At 46.2% G+C, this 18,867-nt stretch carries 16 protein-coding genes; 11 read left to right on the top strand and 5 right to left on the bottom strand.

The window, feature by feature from the left end; translation table 11 throughout:
* Positions 1-28: 28 nt before the first annotated feature.
* The 7 genes from AAC052_RS03625 (at position 29) to AAC052_RS03595 (ending at position 8,130) form a co-directional block, all read left to right on the top strand.
* Positions 29-523, top strand: a complete 495-nt coding sequence (locus tag AAC052_RS03625; RefSeq protein WP_317491634.1) for an outer membrane beta-barrel protein — start codon at positions 29-31, stop codon at positions 521-523.
* Between the two features lie 162 nt (positions 524-685).
* Positions 686-1,270, top strand: coding sequence for a Crp/Fnr family transcriptional regulator (locus tag AAC052_RS03620; RefSeq protein WP_339811004.1), 585 nt, complete (start codon positions 686-688; stop codon positions 1,268-1,270).
* 60 nt (positions 1,271-1,330) lie between these two features.
* Positions 1,331-2,134 (top strand): DUF2306 domain-containing protein, encoded by an 804-nt coding sequence (locus tag AAC052_RS03615; RefSeq protein ID WP_339811003.1) that lies wholly within the window; start codon positions 1,331-1,333, stop codon positions 2,132-2,134.
* Between the two features lie 190 nt (positions 2,135-2,324).
* Positions 2,325-3,725, top strand: coding sequence for an alpha/beta fold hydrolase (locus AAC052_RS03610; RefSeq protein ID WP_339811002.1), 1,401 nt, complete (start codon positions 2,325-2,327; stop codon positions 3,723-3,725).
* Between the two features lie 263 nt (positions 3,726-3,988).
* The gene (locus AAC052_RS03605) at positions 3,989-5,743 is read left to right on the top strand and encodes a hypothetical protein (RefSeq protein ID WP_339811001.1); all 1,755 of its coding nucleotides are present in this window, start codon (positions 3,989-3,991) and stop codon (positions 5,741-5,743) included.
* Between the two features lie 480 nt (positions 5,744-6,223).
* Positions 6,224-6,916 (top strand): hypothetical protein, encoded by a 693-nt coding sequence (locus AAC052_RS03600; protein WP_339810999.1) that lies wholly within the window; start codon positions 6,224-6,226, stop codon positions 6,914-6,916.
* Between the two features lie 311 nt (positions 6,917-7,227).
* Positions 7,228-8,130, top strand: a complete 903-nt coding sequence (locus AAC052_RS03595) for a pentapeptide repeat-containing protein (protein ID WP_339810996.1) — start codon at positions 7,228-7,230, stop codon at positions 8,128-8,130.
* 91 nt (positions 8,131-8,221) lie between these two features.
* Here the strand turns inward: AAC052_RS03595 and AAC052_RS03590 are convergent, their stop codons facing one another.
* The 5 genes from AAC052_RS03590 to AAC052_RS03570 form a co-directional block, all read right to left on the bottom strand.
* Entirely contained in the window at positions 8,222-10,900 is a 2,679-nt protein-coding gene (locus AAC052_RS03590) for an FtsX-like permease family protein (RefSeq protein ID WP_339810994.1), read from the bottom strand.
* Positions 10,890-11,234, bottom strand: coding sequence for a helix-turn-helix transcriptional regulator (locus AAC052_RS03585; RefSeq protein WP_317491642.1), 345 nt, complete (start codon positions 11,232-11,234; stop codon positions 10,890-10,892). The genes AAC052_RS03590 and AAC052_RS03585 overlap by 11 nt, the downstream gene beginning before the upstream one ends.
* 205 nt (positions 11,235-11,439) lie before the next feature.
* Positions 11,440-11,829, bottom strand: coding sequence for a PIN domain-containing protein (locus tag AAC052_RS03580; protein ID WP_339810992.1), 390 nt, complete (start codon positions 11,827-11,829; stop codon positions 11,440-11,442).
* The gene (locus AAC052_RS03575) at positions 11,826-12,020 is read right to left on the bottom strand and encodes a type II toxin-antitoxin system VapB family antitoxin (RefSeq protein WP_317491644.1); all 195 of its coding nucleotides are present in this window, start codon (positions 12,018-12,020) and stop codon (positions 11,826-11,828) included. Before AAC052_RS03575 ends, AAC052_RS03580 begins: the two co-directional genes overlap by 4 nt.
* 86 nt (positions 12,021-12,106) lie before the next feature.
* Positions 12,107-13,321 (bottom strand): DUF763 domain-containing protein, encoded by a 1,215-nt coding sequence (locus tag AAC052_RS03570; protein ID WP_339810990.1) that lies wholly within the window; start codon positions 13,319-13,321, stop codon positions 12,107-12,109.
* A 109-nt stretch (positions 13,322-13,430) separates the two neighbouring features.
* Here AAC052_RS03570 and AAC052_RS03565 point away from each other — a divergent pair, with 109 nt between their 5' ends.
* The 4 genes from AAC052_RS03565 (at position 13,431) to AAC052_RS03550 (ending at position 18,837) form a co-directional block, all read left to right on the top strand.
* Complete coding sequence (locus tag AAC052_RS03565; RefSeq protein WP_339810988.1) at positions 13,431-14,300, top strand: cation diffusion facilitator family transporter; 870 nt, start codon at positions 13,431-13,433, stop codon at positions 14,298-14,300.
* Between the two features lie 193 nt (positions 14,301-14,493).
* On the top strand, positions 14,494-15,954 hold the full coding sequence (locus AAC052_RS03560) for a vanadium-dependent haloperoxidase (RefSeq protein WP_339810985.1): 1,461 nt from the start codon (positions 14,494-14,496) through the stop codon (positions 15,952-15,954).
* A 90-nt stretch (positions 15,955-16,044) separates the two neighbouring features.
* Positions 16,045-18,012, top strand: coding sequence for a histidine kinase (locus AAC052_RS03555; protein ID WP_339810982.1), 1,968 nt, complete (start codon positions 16,045-16,047; stop codon positions 18,010-18,012).
* A 75-nt stretch (positions 18,013-18,087) separates the two neighbouring features.
* Entirely contained in the window at positions 18,088-18,837 is a 750-nt protein-coding gene (locus AAC052_RS03550; RefSeq protein ID WP_317491649.1) for a LytTR family DNA-binding domain-containing protein, read from the top strand.
* Positions 18,838-18,867: the final 30 nt, after the last annotated feature.

The raw sequence follows: 18,867 nt of genomic DNA, 5'->3' as shown, positions 1-18,867 counted from the left end.
AATCAGTTCATTTTAACTAACCAGCGTTATGAGAAAATTTATCGTTTTATCGTTTTTTGTCGCTCTCTGTTTTCTACAAGCAAAAGCCCAGGACGTCAGTCTGAAAGGCGGCCTTGGATATGCTATGCAAAGTGAAAAAATGGGAGTGCTACTGGGGGCCAGGGTGGGCATCACTCCGAAAATCGATCTCGCAGGAGGTTTTGGCTTATTCTTTCCTGATACCTACAATAATGGTAACGGTACGAAGGTGAAGTCCAACATATGGATGTTTGACGTGGACGGTCACTACAATTTCACTCCGGGTGGAGCGGTCAAATTGTATCCTTTAGTGGGTATTAATTTCACCACCGGAAAAGTTAAAATCAATGACACCAAGACAACTAACACAGAAGTTGGTCTCAACATGGGGGGAGGCCTGGCCTATTCTTTCACAAGCAAGATTGACGGCTTCTTTGAGATAAAGTATATCCTTGGCAACGCCGACCAGGGCATGTTGGGATTTGGCGTGTTCTATAAATTATAATAGCTCGCAGGGAGGATGGCCGGTCTGCATTGCGAGACCGGCTGTTCTTATTGGTGCCATGCTAACCACAAGTTATAACTTTGCACTTCAGCTCAGCGGCTCCTATTTTTTGAAACAGAGACATATCTCTTATATTGTACCTCCGGTTGACACCCACGCACGATGAACCACTACTTCGAAACATTTTTTAGTTATGTGGAACAAATTCTTACCATGCCGGAAAGTGACAAGGAGCAATGCAGGCAGTATTTTACCCCGCTTTGGGTGCCAAAAGATACCATACTTGAAGAAGCGGGAAAAGTGCCCAAATACCACAATTTCATCGTGTCGGGCTATATGAGAAATTTCCGGCTTGATGAAAAAGGGGAAGAGGTAACAGTTGACTTAAACCACGGCCCGAGATTCTTCACTTCTTATTTCCATTTTGCTAACCAGACAGTTTCGAACGAAAACCTCCACTGTATCACCGACTGCGAGCTGCTCAGAATCACCAAAGAAGGTTTTGACATCACGGTGGCCACTGGTTTGACCGCAAAAGACTACGCTTTATTGCTTTTTCAGAAGCTCATGGAAGAGGATAAGCAAAGAACGACTGATCTTGCTACCCTCACAGCCGAGCAGCGCTACCTCAAGCTGGTAGCCGAAAAACCAAACATTCCAAAAAACGTCCCGCTCAAATACATCTCCTCTTACCTCGGCATAAAGCCCGAGAGTCTGAGCCGCATCAGGCGGGAATTGCTTTCCTAACAATTGTTAAGTGTGCTTGCTTTTTGGTCAGCTATTATTGCCTGGTCAAAAAAACTCAATATGAAAGTACAGAATCATCCCGCAGCAACGAAGGCTGTGGATCTTGCCGCAAGGTCGTGGTTTATAGTGGCGGTAATAGGGCAAATGATCTTTGCCTGTTACGTGCTCATGCTCTATTGGAAGTCGGCAGCACTCGGTGACTTTGAAAAGTGGAATGCGGCCTCTTCACACTTCTATGTCAAGGGCGACCTGCTTGGTAATACCATGTTTGGCTTGCATGTAGCCCTGGCAGCCATCATCACCATTTTGGGTCCTACGCAGCTCATTCCGCAGGTTCGCAGCTATGCGCCCGGGTTTCACAGGATCAGTGGACGTATCTACATCTTTTCGGCCTTCCTCATCAGCCTGGCAGGCCTTTACCTCAGCTGGATAAAAGGATCCGTTGGAGGGCTGGAAGGTTCGGTGGTTATCACCATGAATGCAGTGATTATTATGATTTGTGCCTTCTTCGCAGTTAAGAATGCTATTCGCCGGAACATCGCTTCACACAATCAATGGGCAGTGCATTTATTCCTGGCCATGAGTGGCGTTTGGCTGTTCCGGGTATTCTTAATGCTGTGGATCATGGCATGGCAAGCACCTGTAGGTTTTGACCCCGAAACTTTCACAGGGCCTTTTTTAAATTTCCTTGGCTTTATGGTCTACGTCTTTCCGCAAGCCATTGTTGCTTTCTATTTTTTGGCTAAAAAGTCAGAGGTAGCATCGACGAAATGGGCGTTTTCCGGCCTGATTTTTTTGATCACTATGGGCACTGCCCTGGGCATCGTCGCAGCTACCATGGGGTTGTGGGTGCCGAGGATGTAGATGCAGTCTGATCAGCCAAACTTGGCGACTAAGGGGGTACGCTAGCCAGCACCACAAGAGTAACCTCTTTTTCTCAAAGGGAAACAATCATGCTCTCTAAATATTTCATTATTATTACCTACCAAAATCACTACGAAGAAAGAATTCCTTTCATATCGCTACATTCAGCCAGTACCTTAAAAACCGGAAGATGAAAAGCCTAATCACATTGCTGCTGATTGTCCTGGCAGCTGTATCAACGCATGGACAGGACATAACAGGGCAATGGAACGGTATTCTGAAAGTGCAGGGAATACAATTGAGAGTTGTTTTCAATATCAATAAAGTTGATGACGGCTTTCAGTCAACTATGGACAGCCCCGACCAGGGGGCCAGGGGGATACCCGTTACCGCCACCAGCTTTGAGAATACCGCTTTGAAACTTACCGTCGCAAATGCTGGAATTGTGTATGAAGGCGTGTTAGGCAGCGACGGCGTTGTGGTTGGCAACTTCAAGCAAGCCGGGCAATCTTTCCCCATGAACTTGTCGAGGGAAGCAGTTGAAAAAGAAAAAATAGCAAGGCCGCAGGAGCCAGCAAAGCCCTATCCTTACCACTCCGAGGACATCACGTTTGAGAACAAGAAAGCAGGCATTTTACTGGCAGGAACATTGACCCTACCTAAAGAGACTGGCCTGTTCCCTGTGGCTATTTTAATAAGCGGCAGTGGTCCGCAAAATAGGGATGAGGAGCTGGCAGGACATAAACCGTTTCTAGTCTTATCCGATTACTTAACAAGAAACGGTATTGCCGTGTTGCGGTTTGACGACAGAGGAACTTCTTCATCCGAAGGGGATTTCAAGACCGCTACCAGTGCGGACTTCGCCACGGATGTGGAAGCAGCTATCGACTATCTGCAAGCACGAAAGGAAATAGACAACCGTAAAATAGGGCTTATTGGTCATAGCGAGGGAGGGCTCATAGCACCAATGGTGGCTGCTCGCTCCAAAGACGTCGCTTTCATCGTACTATTGGCTGGAACTGGCATTCCCGGCGACCAGCTGCTTTTGGCGCAACAGCAACTGATTGGAAAAGCATCGGGGCTTAGCGACGACGTTTTGCAGAAGAACCAGTCAATCAGCAAAAAGGCATTTGAGATGGTGGCCAGCGATACTAACTTCGAACAGCTAAAAACAAACCTGACGAACTATCTCAGCAGCGCCCTGAAAGAAAGCGGAAGCGGCGCATTGCCACAGGGCATGAATGTGAATGACTTTGTGAGCTTGCAGGTGAGTCAGCTGGTAAGTCCCTGGATGCAGTATTTTATCAAGTATGATCCCGCACCGGCTTTGGAAAAGGTAAAATGCCCTGTTTTGGCTATCAATGGAGAAAACGACTTGCAGGTGCCATCAAAGGAGAACCTGGAAGCCATTAAAAAAGCATTAAACAAAGGGGGAAATAAGAAGGCAACCATCAAGGAGCTGCCTGGCTTGAATCATCTGTTTCAGGAAAGCAAAACCGGTTCGCTAGCCGAATACGCCGTCATAGAGCAAACCTTTTCTCCCACGGCCCTGGCGGTGGTATCCGATTGGATAGTGAAACAAATGAAATAAGTCGGCGGTAGAAATTGCTGATCAAAATTGGTTGCTTTGGACAGTAGCAAGAAACGCTCCTCTTAATTGGTGTAGCGGCAGAAGTAATAACCGGAAGGGAATATTGATAACTTCGTATTGATACTATACCAATCTCGGTTGGAAGGGCCTCAGTGATCACTTCAAAAATAATTGATTCGTAACACTTTGCTCTCGGGAATTAATGATCATATTCGATCCAGCGAATGCCGAATCAGGGCTACCCATTCGTTTTGCTTTCACCTATGAAAACCAGGTTCCTTACCTCGACAGTACTGACAAGTTATTTTCTACTTGGGTTATCCTCCTGCCACCTTTTAACACCGGATGAGGTCTTACCCGGACTAGACGCATATACACTAAAAACAGATGTGCAGGCATTTGAATTAATTTCGATCTTTGTCAAAGATACAAAGCTCTCACAAGCTCATTACAATGGTCAATTTGGCCGGGAAGACATAACAGTTGGGAGGGCTAATGACACTCTGCTTGTTGCCATGGTGCCGAATACGGCTGGAACATTTAGCCTGCAAGCTACCATCGAAGGTAAATTGCTTGACCTGCAGCTAAACGTAATTGCTGCGACGGAAGTAGCTGAACCGGCCGTATACCTTGATGAATTTGTGAAGCAGGCCAATTTTAGCCAACTCGAGGCTTCCCTTGATGCCCAGGTAAAGGCAGGCACCAAAAGCAGAGAAGCCGCTGACGTCACTTTAAAGGCCGTGCGGCAGGCACAGGCCGAAACACTACAAATGTTGCATCAGGCTACTGCTGGGGAAATAAAAGAAGCAGCCAGCTTTATTGCTGTCAACCGCCACCTTTTTGATGAAATTGAGGCGTCTCTGGCTGAACTTCAGTTGGCCGAAGGTTCAAGCGGAGGACGGGCGATGGTAGATGCCGCAACCAGGCAGAAACTCCTCACTTTAACTTTTGCGCTGGCCAAGATTGGTGCTATGGTCGGCGGCCCGGCCCTTGTGCTTGTAGAATTGGGGGCTCTCATACCAGGCGGTGTGGTGGGTACCAAACTGTGGGCCACTGCCGGAGCTACATTAGGCATCGCTATTTTTCGTAACCAGATTATTAAACAGAAAGAAATTGCCGTACAGGCGGTGCTCGACCTTTTTGACGACAGCATGGTGGCTGTTCAGAAAAGCTTAATTGCTGAATTTCAGCGGACAGCGCAGGAGATTTTTGAAAATGGCCAGCTACGCAAGGTAAATGTGAACCTGCGAATGCGCAATTTGCAGCCTTCCGACCTCAATTCGGAGGTGAGCCTGTATCGAAATTTTGTACTGGCCTACAACATACTTACCGAGGTTTGGAATAGCTATATGACCGAATTCGGGAACTTCCCAGCTATGCTGCCTCTAAAGGAGAGCACGCTTACGCCAGCTTTTCAGAACATGAGCCTTCACGTGGTCGACAATGCTGATGTGACTGGATCTTTGCAATGGATAGATGGACAGTATATGGCAGTGTTTACGAGTAATGTTGACGCTGACCAGGATTTTACTGCCCGTTTTACTTATACCGAAGATTACATTGACCCCATTGAGTGGGACGTAGCCAGTCATCTGAAGGTAATTGATTGTGGCGAAGGTATTTCCACGGCACCTGTTATTACCGGCGTGTCCTTCAGTTGTGGATACCCCGACGGCAGCAATAGTGATAAAATTGCCATTCTGATTTCTTTTACCGCCGATGGGCCCGGCATCATTGCCTATGATGGTTTTGGTTATTGCGAGCTAGCAGATGCCTGTTATCCAACCCGGTTGTATTTTCTGGACTCTCCCGCATCCGCCTGGCAAATTGCGGCCAATGGTTACGATGCCGAACTGGTTTCTGGAACCATCAATGCAGGAGTGGTTGCCATCACCATCAAAACCTGTCAGGAAGGAAAGTCGGCCAGACAGTCTCTTGACGCTATCTATCCGGGTTACCAATGGAAAGTGCAGCTGATCAATAAATGCAACCAACGCTCAAGCGAAGTCGGCGTATAGTGCATTGATTGAAAATGCTTGATCGCCCCACAAAAGTCCTCTGTAAGACTGCTTAGTACAGTAGTAGCCTGCTGAGTAACACCCCGAATAAATAGCTATTTGTTGAAATACTTTCTTTTTTTAAGGTAGAATATGGTACAATAGAGCTATGGGAATTATCAATTCAAATATTGTCAGCATGAAGCAACTAACCGAGCTGTGAAAAAAGACCAGTACAAATGACAAGTGAAGAGTTACTCAATAGAATATCCGAAGAAATAGCGAAGACCGAGCAGATGATCAAGGACTATCAGTAAATGACAAAACCCATTGCGCCGGATGCGTCGATACGGGGAATTTCACGAATGGACGCCATCGATATTGCGCAAAGTAGCGGAGCGATTTGAATCCGGCTACCGTTAGCCCAGAGTAGTTAATCCAACCAATAGCAGAAAGTACTGAGCAGGAGCACAAAACAAGGCTGTGACAAGCGCCAATAAAATGAAGACAGGAATACCTCATAGCGTCCCTCCAAGCAAACCTATTCATTTGAAAGCAGTAATTTCCGTGACGAAATGGTTGACCGTTTTTCTTTTCCCACTTTTCATGTCTATTGACTGCAATGGGCAAATCAAAAGCCTCGATAGTTTAGATGCTACTGATAGTGGCCCAGGGAATAAAAAAGCAGGAGTAAAATTTGAATCAGGCATAGAATATTTAACGCCTACTCATAACAACCGGAGTATTCAAACAGTGACAGCTAATCTATTTGTTGGAAGAGAGTTCTTCGAAAAAATCCGGTTTTCAGTATATGGAGGTGTCACGACTACTTATGCTTGGGGAACCATCGTTCAATGGGACGACAACTTTAACAATATTACCTATCATAACAATGCTGCAGGGATCGGTCCGGCTTTCCAGGTACGTTTTGAGCCTTTCGTTTATAATAGATTTTCATTTTCTCCTGATTTTGGGGGTGGGTTGATTTTTTACTCAAGTAAATTTCCTCACGGGGGCGACATCTATAATTTCATGTGGAGAATGGGAGGAGCGATTCATTACCGTGTCAATAGTACATACGGTGTCAATTTGACTTCAAAATGGTTGCACGTATCAAACGGACAAGGTTTGGGAGCCCATAATCCATCGTATGAAGCCTGGGGAGTTGGAGTAGCGTTTGTGAAGTATTTGTAACTCTCGGGTACTCAGGCAAAGGCACAGGTTGGCTGAAGCAAACCGCAAAGGTTTTAGATATGCCGTACCTACGGCACTCGCAGTAAGTCTGTTTTAGTTGGCTGGTGTTACCGGCATATCGTCCCTAGGGGACTACTATACGTCAATACGTTTGCAGCGTCTGATTACATATATTGCTGCAAATACAACCAGCAGTTGTCAAAAAGCAACCAAAATTAGCGTAATTACAACTATAAGGATCGAGTTTATTGATGATCCAGGAAATGAGTTGAAATACCTTTGTCGTGTCGAAAACAATAAAGATGACACATATGGAAACAAAGATGATTGGTAGCAAAATTGCCGATGCAAGGAAGAAACTCAATGTCTCTCAGGCGCAGTTGGCGCAGCAGCTCTTTATTAGCCCGCAGGCAGTTGGCAAATGGGAACGGGGAGAATCTATCCCGGATATTATTACTCTTGACAAGCTTGCCAAAATAGTAGGAGTTGACCTCAATTATTTTTCAGAAAGCTTCTCTACTAGCGGCACAAATGGAGACAAATCTGCATCAGAAAAACAGAACGTACTGAATGGAGAATCAGGCACCAGCGCAAGAAAAAGTCTTAATTGGGATATGTCGCATGGGAACTGGCTGGATGTTGACTTTTCCGGTCTCAAAAATCTGCAAGAGAAATTCAGCGCATCCAACATACAACGCTGTCTGTTTGTCGGTTCAAATTTGTCAGGACTTCTTCTCAATAGCAACAATGTGAGTGACTGTGACTTTTCAAATTCTGACATTACTAACAGCCACATTCAACGTTCTCACTTGACCAACAATATATTCAGATACTGCTCGCTAAATGAAGTTGAATTTTTAAAAAGTTATATCGAAAGCGGCGACTTTACTGGTGCCGATTTTACTGGTGTGGAGTTTAAATCGGGTGGTTTCGGGAACAATAAAATTGCCAATGTTGTGTGGAACCGCACCTCATTTATTGGCAGTCAGCTTGCTGACTTGGTTTTTGAAGGCAAAATAGACGGTTGTTTTTTTGAAAGCTGCACATTTACAAAAGTGACATTTCAGCGTGCAACCCTGGTGAACACTTTTTTTAAGAATAACAAGAAATTGAAGCAGATCCAGTTTATTGACTGCCAGGTGGACAAGTTGACCTATGCTTTTTTGAAGAGCGGAAGAGCAGATTTGAGAGGGGTTAATTTGATAGGGGAGTAAGCGAACAGCCTTATTTGATGAATAACTTGTCGTGACAATAAAAAAGAGGCTGGAGATGGCAGCCTCTTTTTTATTGACTTAGAAAGCCTCTTTATTCACTCCTTAAATACTTCACCGGGTTGATATACACCGCTTTGATGGTTCTGTAGAGTATGGTGAGTAAGGTGATCATAATTACCGCTACAATAGGAACCACAAAAAGGACAGGAGAAATAGTTACCTGATAGGCGAACGTGTCAAGCCAGTCGCTCATGAAGTAGTAGCCAATGGGCAATGCCACCAGTGCCGCCACGCTGATAAGCCAGATGAAATTTTGGCTCACTAGCCAAACGATATGTGGCGATTTTGCTCCCAACACCTTTCTGATACCAATCTCTTTCGTTTTGCGCTCGACGATGAATGTGACCATTCCCAGCATTCCCAGGCAGCTAATCAACACAGCCAGCACAGCAAATGCTTTGAACATAGTGCTCAGCCTTTCCTCTCCCTGATACTGGTTTTCGAACGACTCGTCTACAAAATTGTAGTTGATGGTGTTCTTCTGGTCAAATTTGGCCCAGGTCTGCTCCACAAAAGCTATTGTTTCTGAAAGGTTTACCGGGTTTATTTTTAGAGAAATCCTGCGGTAATTATCATTCTTCACCATGATCATGGGGCCTATTTCGCTGTGAAGCGATTCAAAATGGAAGTCCTTCATGACGCCGATGATTTTCCCGTCAGTGCCACCGTAGTTCATCGAACGGTTGATGGCTTCTTCTGCACTGGCAAGACCCATTGCCTTTACTGCTGCCTCATTGACGATAAAATAACCAATGGAATCGGAGTCCATATACCTTTCAAAGTCATTGCCGGCGGCCATTTCTATTCCGTAAGTGGTGATGAAATTTTCATCGGCAACGATGTAAGGAAGTCTGAAATTCACCGGTGTAAGCGAATCACCGAGAAAGATGCTGGCTCCCTGAGAGTCGAGCAGGTTACCTGTCGGAATCCGGGACACAAAGGTGGCGTGGGTGATGTTCTGATTGGCAAGCAGCTCATTTCGGAAAGCCTCCTTTTTGGGATATATATCATTCGATAGCGAAACATCCAGCACACTTTCTTTGTCGAAACCAGGATCAGAGTTGAATATAAATCCCATTTGCGCATTGAGAACCGCCAGCGAGAAGATAATAGCGATCGTAACCACATACTGGAATGTAACCAGTACTGTGCGAAAGTTTACCTTTCCTGTTTTGAACGTTGATTCCCCCTTGAGCGACCGGATAGTATCCAGCCCCGAAAGGTAAACGGCAGGATAAATGCCGGCCAGCAAGGCAACCAGAGCCAACAAACCGAACACAGTCAAAAATAGCTGAAAGTCCTGAAGAAAATTGATGGTGAGCTGCTTGTCCATAAAGTCATTCACCGATGGCAAGGCGATGGTGGCCAGGCCAACTGCAAGAGGAAACGAAATCAATGTGAGTATCACCGACTCAGTAAGAAACTGGCTGATCAGCGAGCCTCTTGAAGCGCCAATTGATTTACGAACGCCGATTTCCTTCATCCTTCGGGTATACCGTGAAGTAGCCAGGTTCATATAGTTTATACAAGCCACCACGATGAGCAGCATACCGATCACAGAGAATATCACTACCTGCGACATGCTGCCATTGTTTTCTATTTCCCCCGAAATATTAGAGGTGAGGTGAATGTCGGTGAGGGGTTGCAGCACCAGTCCATAATAGTTATGGGCTTTTACTCCTCGAATATCGGCAATGTGCTTGTCAAAAAAAGCAGACCCACCTGCTTCCACGGCTGGAGCACCGGCGGCATCGCTGAGCCGCACGTAGGTCAGATAGTTGTAGTTACCTGTTACATTGTTCGTCACGTCAGGGTTGTTGACGACGTTTTCATAAATGGCGAATGGAGCCAGGTAGTCGAAATGAAAGTGCTGCTGACGGGGCATATTCTCCATCACACCCGTGATTTGGAGTGACAATCCCGCACCTCTTGCTTCAATTTTCACGCTCTTGCCAACAATGTCCTGCTCTCTCCAGTCATTGCCAAAGATTCTGATGGCAGCATCTTCGGAGATAACCATAGAAGTCTCGTTGGTGAAGGCTGACTCCTTGTTTCCCTGCAAAAAAGGGAAGGTGAAAATATCAAAAACGTCGGGATCGGCAAACACAACCTGCTCGCCTGGCAGCCTTTTATCTTCATAAATAACGTCCGGGAAAGCCCAGGGAAAGAAACGTGTCGCATGAGTCACCTGTGGGAAGTCCTCCTTAATGCGAGGGCCATGACCAGCCGAAGCAAATGCCCAATGACGGGACAGTGTCTCACCGTCGCCAGAGAAGTTCTTAATCGTTATTCTGAAAATCTCGTCCGCATGTTCATGGTTGCGGTCGTAGCTGAGCTCGTCTTTTACAAACAAGGCGATGAGGATAAAAGCAGCCATGCCGGTGGAAAGCCCAAGCAGGTTGATAGCGGTACTCACCTTGTATTTGGTGAGGTTGCGCAGTCCGATTTTGATGTAATTCTTAATCATATCCAATTTATTGTTGAGTTTCAAAAAGGGGAGAAACGGCTTGATCAATGAGGGCCGCATCATACCAGCCACCTGCCTCACAAACCAAAAGTCGGCCATTAGCTTACTCACTGCCGGTTCATGGAATTGATACTCCTCTTCCAGGTCACCAAGTATATCCTCGGCAAAGTCGGCATGACAGAACCAAAGAAACCATTTGGTAGCCCAGCTGGGTGGGTAGTATTTTGTTTTCCTATCTTCCACTGATCTTCAAATCAAGTACAGCGCCGGGTATCGCATCCCAGAGGCTCATTCTTGTTTCTCTATAATGCTCCAGGGCTTTTACACCAAAAGGGGTAATCTTAAAGTAGCGCTTTCTCTTGCCGCCTCTTACTGCGGTCGCTTCGCCAAACTCGGAGGCCAGGTAGCCCTTGGCTTCCATTCTGCGAAGGGCCGTTTGCATAGCACCCGTGCTAACTTTGCGTTTCATTCGCATTTCAATTTCCTGCTTGATGTTGACACCATAGGCGTCATCATTCAGGATGGCCACAGTCAACAATACAACTTCCTCAAACTCGCCCAATTGATAATTATTCATAACATTTGCCTTTAATGTCCTAAATGTATATAAAATAGAAAGACATAAAAACCCTAAATGTATATTTAATAGATTGTTAGACGGTTAAATAAGAATTGGGTTGCAGTTTTTGGGTAAAAAGATAAGGGCAAGAGTTGAGTGCTGCCTTCAACTTTAAAACTTCGTCTACCTCGTGGCGAAAAAATTAATTTTTCGGCAAAGCCCGTCACCCAATCAGATCGAACGAAAGGTAATGTTGCATAAGCCCGAAGTGTTTGTCTTTGCTCAATAGCGTCAAATTGTTCTCAATAACTTGCTGAACAATGATCAGCTCGGGTATCCCCACTTTGTTTACGCCGTTGCTGATATTCAGTGCCTGATATTTTCTTATCAGAGACCAATCAATATCCAACTCAACTAAGGGGATAGCATGCAGACTATTGATTACGTCCGTTTGCTTTAATTTCTCCAGGGGTGGAAGAAGTTCTGTTAAAATGAGTTCATTTGTGCATACTAGGTCTTCCCGTATATACGTTTCCAGCCTTTCGTAATTTCCCAGCCTGAAGAAGTCAATCCAGATAGAGCTATCGACTAATATTTTGGCACTCTGTCTCATTCTCGTTCCCGCAGCTGATCGAGGTCAATGTCAAGGTCAATTTTCCCTTTAAATGATATGAGCTTTAACCTTTGGTTTCGATTAATCATCTCCTCCAGGGCTTCCGTCACCAGTTGACTTTTGGTTTTTGCGCCGGATATCTTCATGGCTTTATCGATTAGCCCATTGGGTAAATCCAGAGTTGTTCTCATAGTACATCAATTTATATGCAAGATAGCATAATAAACGGTGTATTTGACTTCGAGGTCACTGTTTGAAAACAACAACGCCAGGCCATTCACTCAAACAGTCCCAGCTGTCCACCCCTTAAGCCCTTCGGTGGTTTTGCTTTTCCCTTCACCGTTCTACCTCCGTAGCGCCAGCTATTCTCTCTCTCCTGCTTAATCACCTCGTCAAGACTGCCTGTTGGTTCAAAGTCTGTTTCTATTGCCTGGGCTGCCTTCGCCAGCGAATTCAACGCCTTGAGCTTATCGCTCTGGCCCAGCTTCGCCTTTTCTATGGAGTTTCTCAGCACGTCAATGCTCTCGTCGTATATCTTAGTCGGCACAGGGAAAGGATGCCCGTCTTTTCCACCATGAGCGAAACTAAACCTGGCAGGGTCGCTGAAGCGGGAAGGGGTGCCAAGGATTACCTCGCTCACCAGAGTTAACGATTGGAGCGTACGTGGACCGAGGCCCTCAAGAAGCAGCAGGTTTTCAAAATCATGTGTAGGCAACTCCTGCGCCAGCACCAACACAGCACCCAGTCGTTTAAGGTCGACATCCTTCGCTTGCACATCATGATGGGAGGGAAGCCTGATCTTTTTGATCTCGGCAAGCATCTTATCAGGATTTTCCTTTGAAATAGCAATGATCCCGTCCTTTGACGTATAAGCCTCTTTATGTGTGAGGTTAAGTATCTGTCCTTGATTTCGTCCGTAAATGAAGGTGTGTGGCTCCTCGGTAAAGCTTTTTAGCTCCGAAGAATGCCAGTGGTACCTTCTTGCATAGCCTGTTTTATCATTCATTCCCTGCTGGATAGCAGACCATTCTCCTGTGTCTGTCAGGACGAAAGAGTGAAGATAAATCTGGAATCCATCCTGAATGGCTGTGTTGTCCACTTTGGCGGAAAGTCGGCTGCTACGTACCAGCTCAGCCCCATTGAGCCCTGTTTTGTCGGCAATGGCTCTGAGCTCGTTGGGTGTATTGCGGCTGTGTTTACCCCGCCCTCCGCAGATGTAGATGCCAAGCTCTTTTGAAATCGGGTTAATCGACGACTTCAAAGCGCCCATTACAGAGGTAGTGATTCCTGAGGAATGCCAGTCCATGCCCATCACACAGCCCAGCGACTGAAACCAGGCAGGATCGCTCAGCCGCTTGATCACCTCTGCTTTACCATACTCCAGCACAATGGCTTCTACTATGGCACCGCCTAACAGAGACATACGCTCCGCCAGCCAGCGAGGAACTGTGCCATAGTGAAGGGGAAGATCGGCGTGGCCTGAGCGTTGCATGTTTTAAAGTTAAGGCTAATGCAGAACAAACACTTTTCGTAGCATTAAAAATCCACTAGATTGCTCGGCCATTCCTAGTTTTTCATAGTTGTGGTAAACAAAGTACCTGATGACAAATGAGGATAAAGCCATACGAACCACCTATTTCAGCATTGTGGGCAATACCTGCCTGGCGCTGCTTAAAGGTTTGGCAGGATTTTTTGGCAATTCTTATGCGCTGATTGCCGATGCTATTGAGTCGACAACGGACATCTTTTCGTCGTTTCTCGTGCTTCTTGGCCTTAAATACGCCAAACGGCCAGCCGATGACAATCACCCCTATGGCCATGGCAGGATAGAACCCCTTATTACTTTTATTGTTGTTGCTTTTTTGGTCACCTCCGCCACGGTGATTGCCTATGAGAGCATCCAACATATCTTCACTCCTCACAAAACGCCAAAAACGTGGACGCTTTTTGTATTGGGAGCCATTATCCTTTGGAAAGAGATCTCCTACCAAATTGTGATGAAGCGGGGAAGAGAAACTAACAGCTCGTCGCTGAAAGCCGATGCCTGGCATCATCGCAGTGATGCGATCACCTCCATTATGGCGTTCATTGGCATTTCCATTGCTATTTATTTTGGAGAGGGTTATGAAACGGCCGACGACTGGGCCGCACTCCTGGCCTCTGGCTTTATTTTATACAACAGTTACCTCATTTTCCGACCGGCATTAGGAGAAATCATGGACGAACACATGTACGATGACGTCGTCGCTGAGATAAGAGAAGTGGCCAAAACAGTTGATGGAGTTATTGATACAGAAAAATGTTTTGTCAGAAAAGCCGGTATGCAATATTATGTGGATCTGCACGCTGCTGTAGATGGTAAAATTACTGTTACCGAGGGTCACGACATATCGCACAAACTTAAATCAGCACTCAAGAAGCAAATACCAGAAATTGCCCAAGTACTGATACACATCGAGCCCGACGAATAAAAAGCTTTAAGCGCTGGTCGACAGCGTTATTTTATAAAAATAAAGTTTCGAGAACGGTCCCGGTCTATTATTTCTTTGCATTTCGATCTAAATTCGATAAAATGCCGGTCTATACCCACTCAAAATGTATTGAAGCTTCTGCCTGGCTAATTGAGCATTATCACCATTGGCCGGTAGGCGCTGACCATCAGTCATGAAAAGATTTCCTACCCTCTTCCTGTTCATAGCACTTATACTCGGTTGTCAACAAAACAATCAAACATCCTCAAACCAACACCCGGAGCCGATTGGCACCGACAATATTGCCTACAAATGGGGCGAAATGGCCTTAAAAGCTACCGCCAATGACACCGAGAAGTTCAAGCCACGTCCTACCATTACCTCCCGTTACCTCGGATTGATCTTCGTGTCGGTTTTTGACGCTTGGTCCAGGTACGATGAAAAAGCAACGCCTGTTTATCTTTCCGGCGTTGAGCGAAGACCCGCCGATGAACAAACCCTTAAAAACAAAGAGATTGCTATCAGCTACGCCGCTTTCCGGGCAATGAATGAATATTATTTTTCCGACGAGCCCATGTTTCGGGATTTCATGGAGGAATTGGGGTTTGATCCAGATAACGAGTCGCTTGATGCTAGCACGCCAGAGGGAATAGGCAACCTGGCTGCCAAAGCAGTGATCGATGCACGAAAAGGCGACGGTGCCAACCAATATGCGGAGGAAGAGGGATCCGGTGGGCAGCCCTATTTCGACTACACAGGCTATGCGCCGGTGAACCCGGTTGATAAGAATGTGGATCCGAATCGCTGGCAACCCAAATATTTTTCCGACGGCAAAGGAGGGAAGTATGCGCCTGGCTGCCTCACACCCTTTTGGGACAAAGTAAAGCCAGTGGCGCTGAAGTCAGGAGATCAGTTTCGCCCGGGACCACCACCTATGGTAGGATCCGAACAACTGGAAAAAGAGGTGTGGGAGGTGATTGAGATGCAGGCCAACCTTACCGACGAGCAAAAGGCTCTTGTGGAATTTATGCGGGACGGTCCGCAGTCGGTGCAACAAGCAGGCCATTGGCTGAAGTTTGCTCAGGACGTTTCTGTGCGGGACAACCACACCCTTGACCAGGATGTGAAGATGTACTTCTACAATCAGGTTGTAGCCATGGACGCCTTTATTGCTTCATGGGATTCAAAGATGTTCTACGATTATGCAAGACCCTATGCGTTGGTGCATCAGTACTACGATGACCAAAAGATCAAAGCCTGGGGCGGTGAGGGAAAAGGGATGATTGAAATGACAGGCAATCAATGGCGGCCTTATTCTCCTGAAACCTTTCTTTGTCCGCCGTTTCCCAGTTATGTATCGGGCCACAGCACCATCAGTGGGGGATGTGCTGAAGCGTTGAAGCTATGGACAGGGAGCGACGAATTTGGCTCCGAGTCGGTTTTGGTGGCGGGTGCCATGACAGAACCCGACAACCTGGGTGATACCGTAACTTTGCGATTCCCAACATTCACCCAAACGGCTGAAATGGCTGGCATTTCAAGGGTGCTCGGCGGCTATCATATCCAATCCGACAATATTGAAGGGTTAAAGCTGGGTCGTGAGGTGGCGAGGGAGGCCTGGAAGTTCTATAAGATGCATGTGGGAGAGGAGTAAAAAGTTTTTGTTATAGCGCCCTGCTTTTGCCGACGCACCCCTCGAAGCCTTAGTGTTGTTCCGCTTCTCCAGAGCATCTATATTACAGCAATGAAAAGAGCTTGGGTAGTTTCTATTTGCTTGTTGGTTTGTTTCGGAGCAAACGCTCAAAACGCAGTCGCCATAGACAGCCTGCTTTTGGCGTACAGGCAAAACCCCGGCAACGGGCAAGCCATGGAGGAAATAGTCAATTATTATCGGACGGAGAACCTCGACTCTTTGCAGTTCTATTCTCATCAGCTGACGGCGTTGGCCGGAGAGAACAAAGAGTTGGTGAACGAAGTGTTGCTGACTCGTGTCAACGCCTATATGCTTTTCAACCGCTACGACAGTGCTGACAGCCTGCTTCAGCAGGTTAAATTGGATGAAAGTGCCTCTCCACGGATGCGGGTTGGATACATTATGGCTACGGGCCGCATATTATTCTTCAATCAGCAGTACGACAAGGCTTTGGAGAACTTCTACATTGCCCGCCAGCAAATAAAAGACAATGACCTGACCGAGCTTTTGCCCGAGGCATACGCCGATATAGCGTCTGTATTAAGGCAGAACAATGATCTTGAAAACTGCGCCCGGTATTATGCACTTGCTTTAGCAGGAGCAACAGCTGCTAATGATGCTGAGCTGCAGGTAAGAGTTTGCTACGCCCTCTGTAGGATTTATAACGGGGGCATTTCTGTCGACCTCGACTCGTCAGTATACTACGGTGAGTTGGGCATGGAAATAGCCCGTAAAGCTGGTTACAACTACGGGTATGCCACCATGGTGGACATTGTCACTGCGCCCATCATCCGGCAGGGCCAATACCGCAAAGGCATACAAATGGCCAAAGAAGCTCGCAGGTATATTGAGAAATACAACTTTCCGCAGCGTTCTCTCTATTATCAAATACTCAACGAGGGCTTTGCCTACGAAAAACTAGGTGTTTACGACTCTGCTATGCTTCGCATGACTGAGGGAGCAACACTTCGCCCAACTGGTATCGATCATCACCGGCTTAAGTACCTGATTCACAAATCGAAGGGAGAGTTTAATCAGGCATTACAGGCGTATGAGCTGTACAAGACCAAGTATGACTCTATAGTCAGCGGAAGGAACTCTGCGAGCCTGTCGTCCCTACAAGCGAGATTGGAAGCCAATATCAAAGAGCAGGAGGTTGCGAGGCTGACACAAACTGCTGAAGTGCAAGCCCTCCAGCTATCTCAGCAAAGGTATTTTTTGGGGGGGCTGGCTATTTTAATCATACTGTTGACAGGAGGCGCTGTGTTGATTTACAGGCAACGCCAAATAAAGCAGCAGCAGGCGCTGACTAATATGGAGCTGGAGGAAACCAGAAAGCGACTGACCCTGGAGCAGCAATACAGGGCCTCAGAGCTCAAAGCGCTGCGTTCGCAAATGAACCCCCACTTCATATTCAATGCCCTCAATTCCATTCAGGAATATATCATGATGAATGAGAAAAAACTTGCAGGAAAGTTCCTCGGGAAATTTGCTGACCTGATGCGCATTTACCTTCATCACAGCCAGATCAGGCAAATCACTGTTGCTGAGGAAATCGAGGCATTGAATCTCTATCTGGAGCTTGAAAAGCTGCGTTTCGAGGATACACTTTCCTACCGGATACAAGTTGACGAGCATCTCGATCCGGGACTTATTACAATTCCCACTTTTCTCATTCAGCCCTACGTGGAAAACGCCATCAAGCATGGCTTGCTTCACAAAAACACTGATCGTGAGTTGTCTGTCTCTTTTCACTACCATCCCGATCATCAGCTATTGGAATGTGAAATTGTGGACAATGGAATTGGCAGGAAAAAATCGGGGGAGATTAATATTCTTAGGAATCCCGATCATCAATCGTTTGGTATGAGTGCAACCAAAAACCGGCTGGAATTGCTGAACTTCAACAATAAAAATCGGCCGATAGGAGAGACGGTGCATGATCTTCATAACAAGAACGGCGAAGCAATCGGAACAAAAGTGGTGCTAAGTATTCCCATATTGGAATTCGCCAGTTAGGAAGTTGAAAATCGGCATTGGGAAACTTGATCAGAGTGAAACTGAAATACCCCATAGTTTTAGGAAAAAAAGTGTATGCGGGCAGTAATTATCGATGATGAGCAGAAAGCCAGAAATCTCTTGCGGATTTTGCTGGAAGAAAATTGCCCTCAGATCAACGAAATAGAAGACGCCGACAGTCTGCCAAAAGGAGTAAGCCTCATCAATCAGTTCAAGCCTGATATTGTTTTTCTGGACATAGAAATGCCAGGGTACTCAGGTATTCAATTGCTGGATTTTTTCACCCGGGAGCAAATCACTTTTGAGATTATTTTCACTACAGCCTATAGTGAGCATGCCATCAAAGCTTTTGAACTTAACGCCATCAGCTACTTGCTGAAGCCGCTCCGGGACGAGCAGGTTGAAGGAGCGGTAAAAAAAGCCATTACCCAAATTGGTAAATCGAGAGTGAGTGAGAGGCTGGAAGAGCTTAAAAATACCTTCAAGGCTTCCAGTGTTCGTAAAGTGGGGCTTCCTGTGTCCAATGGTGTCATCTTTGTTGAATTCGACGACATAGTCATGCTGGAAGCAGACAGAATGTATACCAAAGTTTCTACCCAAAGTAGCGGAGACATCCTGGTTAGCAAGCCGATGAAGTTTTTCATTGACGTGTTAAAAGAAGCCGCAGAGTTTTATCGACCGCACCGCTCTTACCTCATTAATCTGAAGCATATCAAACAATACGTGAATCAGGATGGTGGCTACATCATCATGGATAATCAAAAGACCGTCGGCATCTCCAAGGACAAGAAAGACGAGTTTTTCGAGGTAATACAGGGAAGCTGATTGCCTCTCTTTTTGTACTTACCTCTCCTG

Origin of the sequence: uncultured Imperialibacter sp., from assembly GCF_963974565.1 — a bacterium.
GTDB lineage: Bacteria > Bacteroidota > Bacteroidia > Cytophagales > Cyclobacteriaceae > Imperialibacter > Imperialibacter roseus.
Note: the sequence above shows the minus strand (reverse complement) of the source record. Positions and strands in the feature narration are given on the sequence as shown.

Excerpts from the sequence above, each read along its gene's own strand:
- AAC052_RS03625 (WP_317491634.1), top strand. The coding sequence starts at position 29 with ATGAGAAAATTTATCGTTTTATCGTTTTTTGTCGCTCTCTGTTTTCTA.
- AAC052_RS03620 (WP_339811004.1), top strand. The coding sequence starts at position 686 with ATGAACCACTACTTCGAAACATTTTTTAGTTATGTGGAACAAATTCTT.
- AAC052_RS03615 (WP_339811003.1), top strand. The coding sequence starts at position 1,331 with ATGAAAGTACAGAATCATCCCGCAGCAACGAAGGCTGTGGATCTTGCC.
- AAC052_RS03610 (WP_339811002.1), top strand. The coding sequence starts at position 2,325 with ATGAAAAGCCTAATCACATTGCTGCTGATTGTCCTGGCAGCTGTATCA.
- AAC052_RS03605 (WP_339811001.1), top strand. The coding sequence starts at position 3,989 with ATGAAAACCAGGTTCCTTACCTCGACAGTACTGACAAGTTATTTTCTA.
- AAC052_RS03600 (WP_339810999.1), top strand. The coding sequence starts at position 6,224 with ATGAAGACAGGAATACCTCATAGCGTCCCTCCAAGCAAACCTATTCAT.
- AAC052_RS03595 (WP_339810996.1), top strand. The coding sequence starts at position 7,228 with ATGGAAACAAAGATGATTGGTAGCAAAATTGCCGATGCAAGGAAGAAA.
- AAC052_RS03585 (WP_317491642.1), bottom strand. The coding sequence starts at position 11,234 with ATGAATAATTATCAATTGGGCGAGTTTGAGGAAGTTGTATTGTTGACT.
- AAC052_RS03580 (WP_339810992.1), bottom strand. The coding sequence starts at position 11,829 with ATGAGACAGAGTGCCAAAATATTAGTCGATAGCTCTATCTGGATTGAC.
- AAC052_RS03575 (WP_317491644.1), bottom strand. The coding sequence starts at position 12,020 with ATGAGAACAACTCTGGATTTACCCAATGGGCTAATCGATAAAGCCATG.
- AAC052_RS03570 (WP_339810990.1), bottom strand. The coding sequence starts at position 13,321 with ATGCAACGCTCAGGCCACGCCGATCTTCCCCTTCACTATGGCACAGTT.
- AAC052_RS03565 (WP_339810988.1), top strand. The coding sequence starts at position 13,431 with ATGACAAATGAGGATAAAGCCATACGAACCACCTATTTCAGCATTGTG.
- AAC052_RS03560 (WP_339810985.1), top strand. The coding sequence starts at position 14,494 with ATGAAAAGATTTCCTACCCTCTTCCTGTTCATAGCACTTATACTCGGT.
- AAC052_RS03555 (WP_339810982.1), top strand. The coding sequence starts at position 16,045 with ATGAAAAGAGCTTGGGTAGTTTCTATTTGCTTGTTGGTTTGTTTCGGA.
- AAC052_RS03550 (WP_317491649.1), top strand. The coding sequence starts at position 18,088 with ATGCGGGCAGTAATTATCGATGATGAGCAGAAAGCCAGAAATCTCTTG.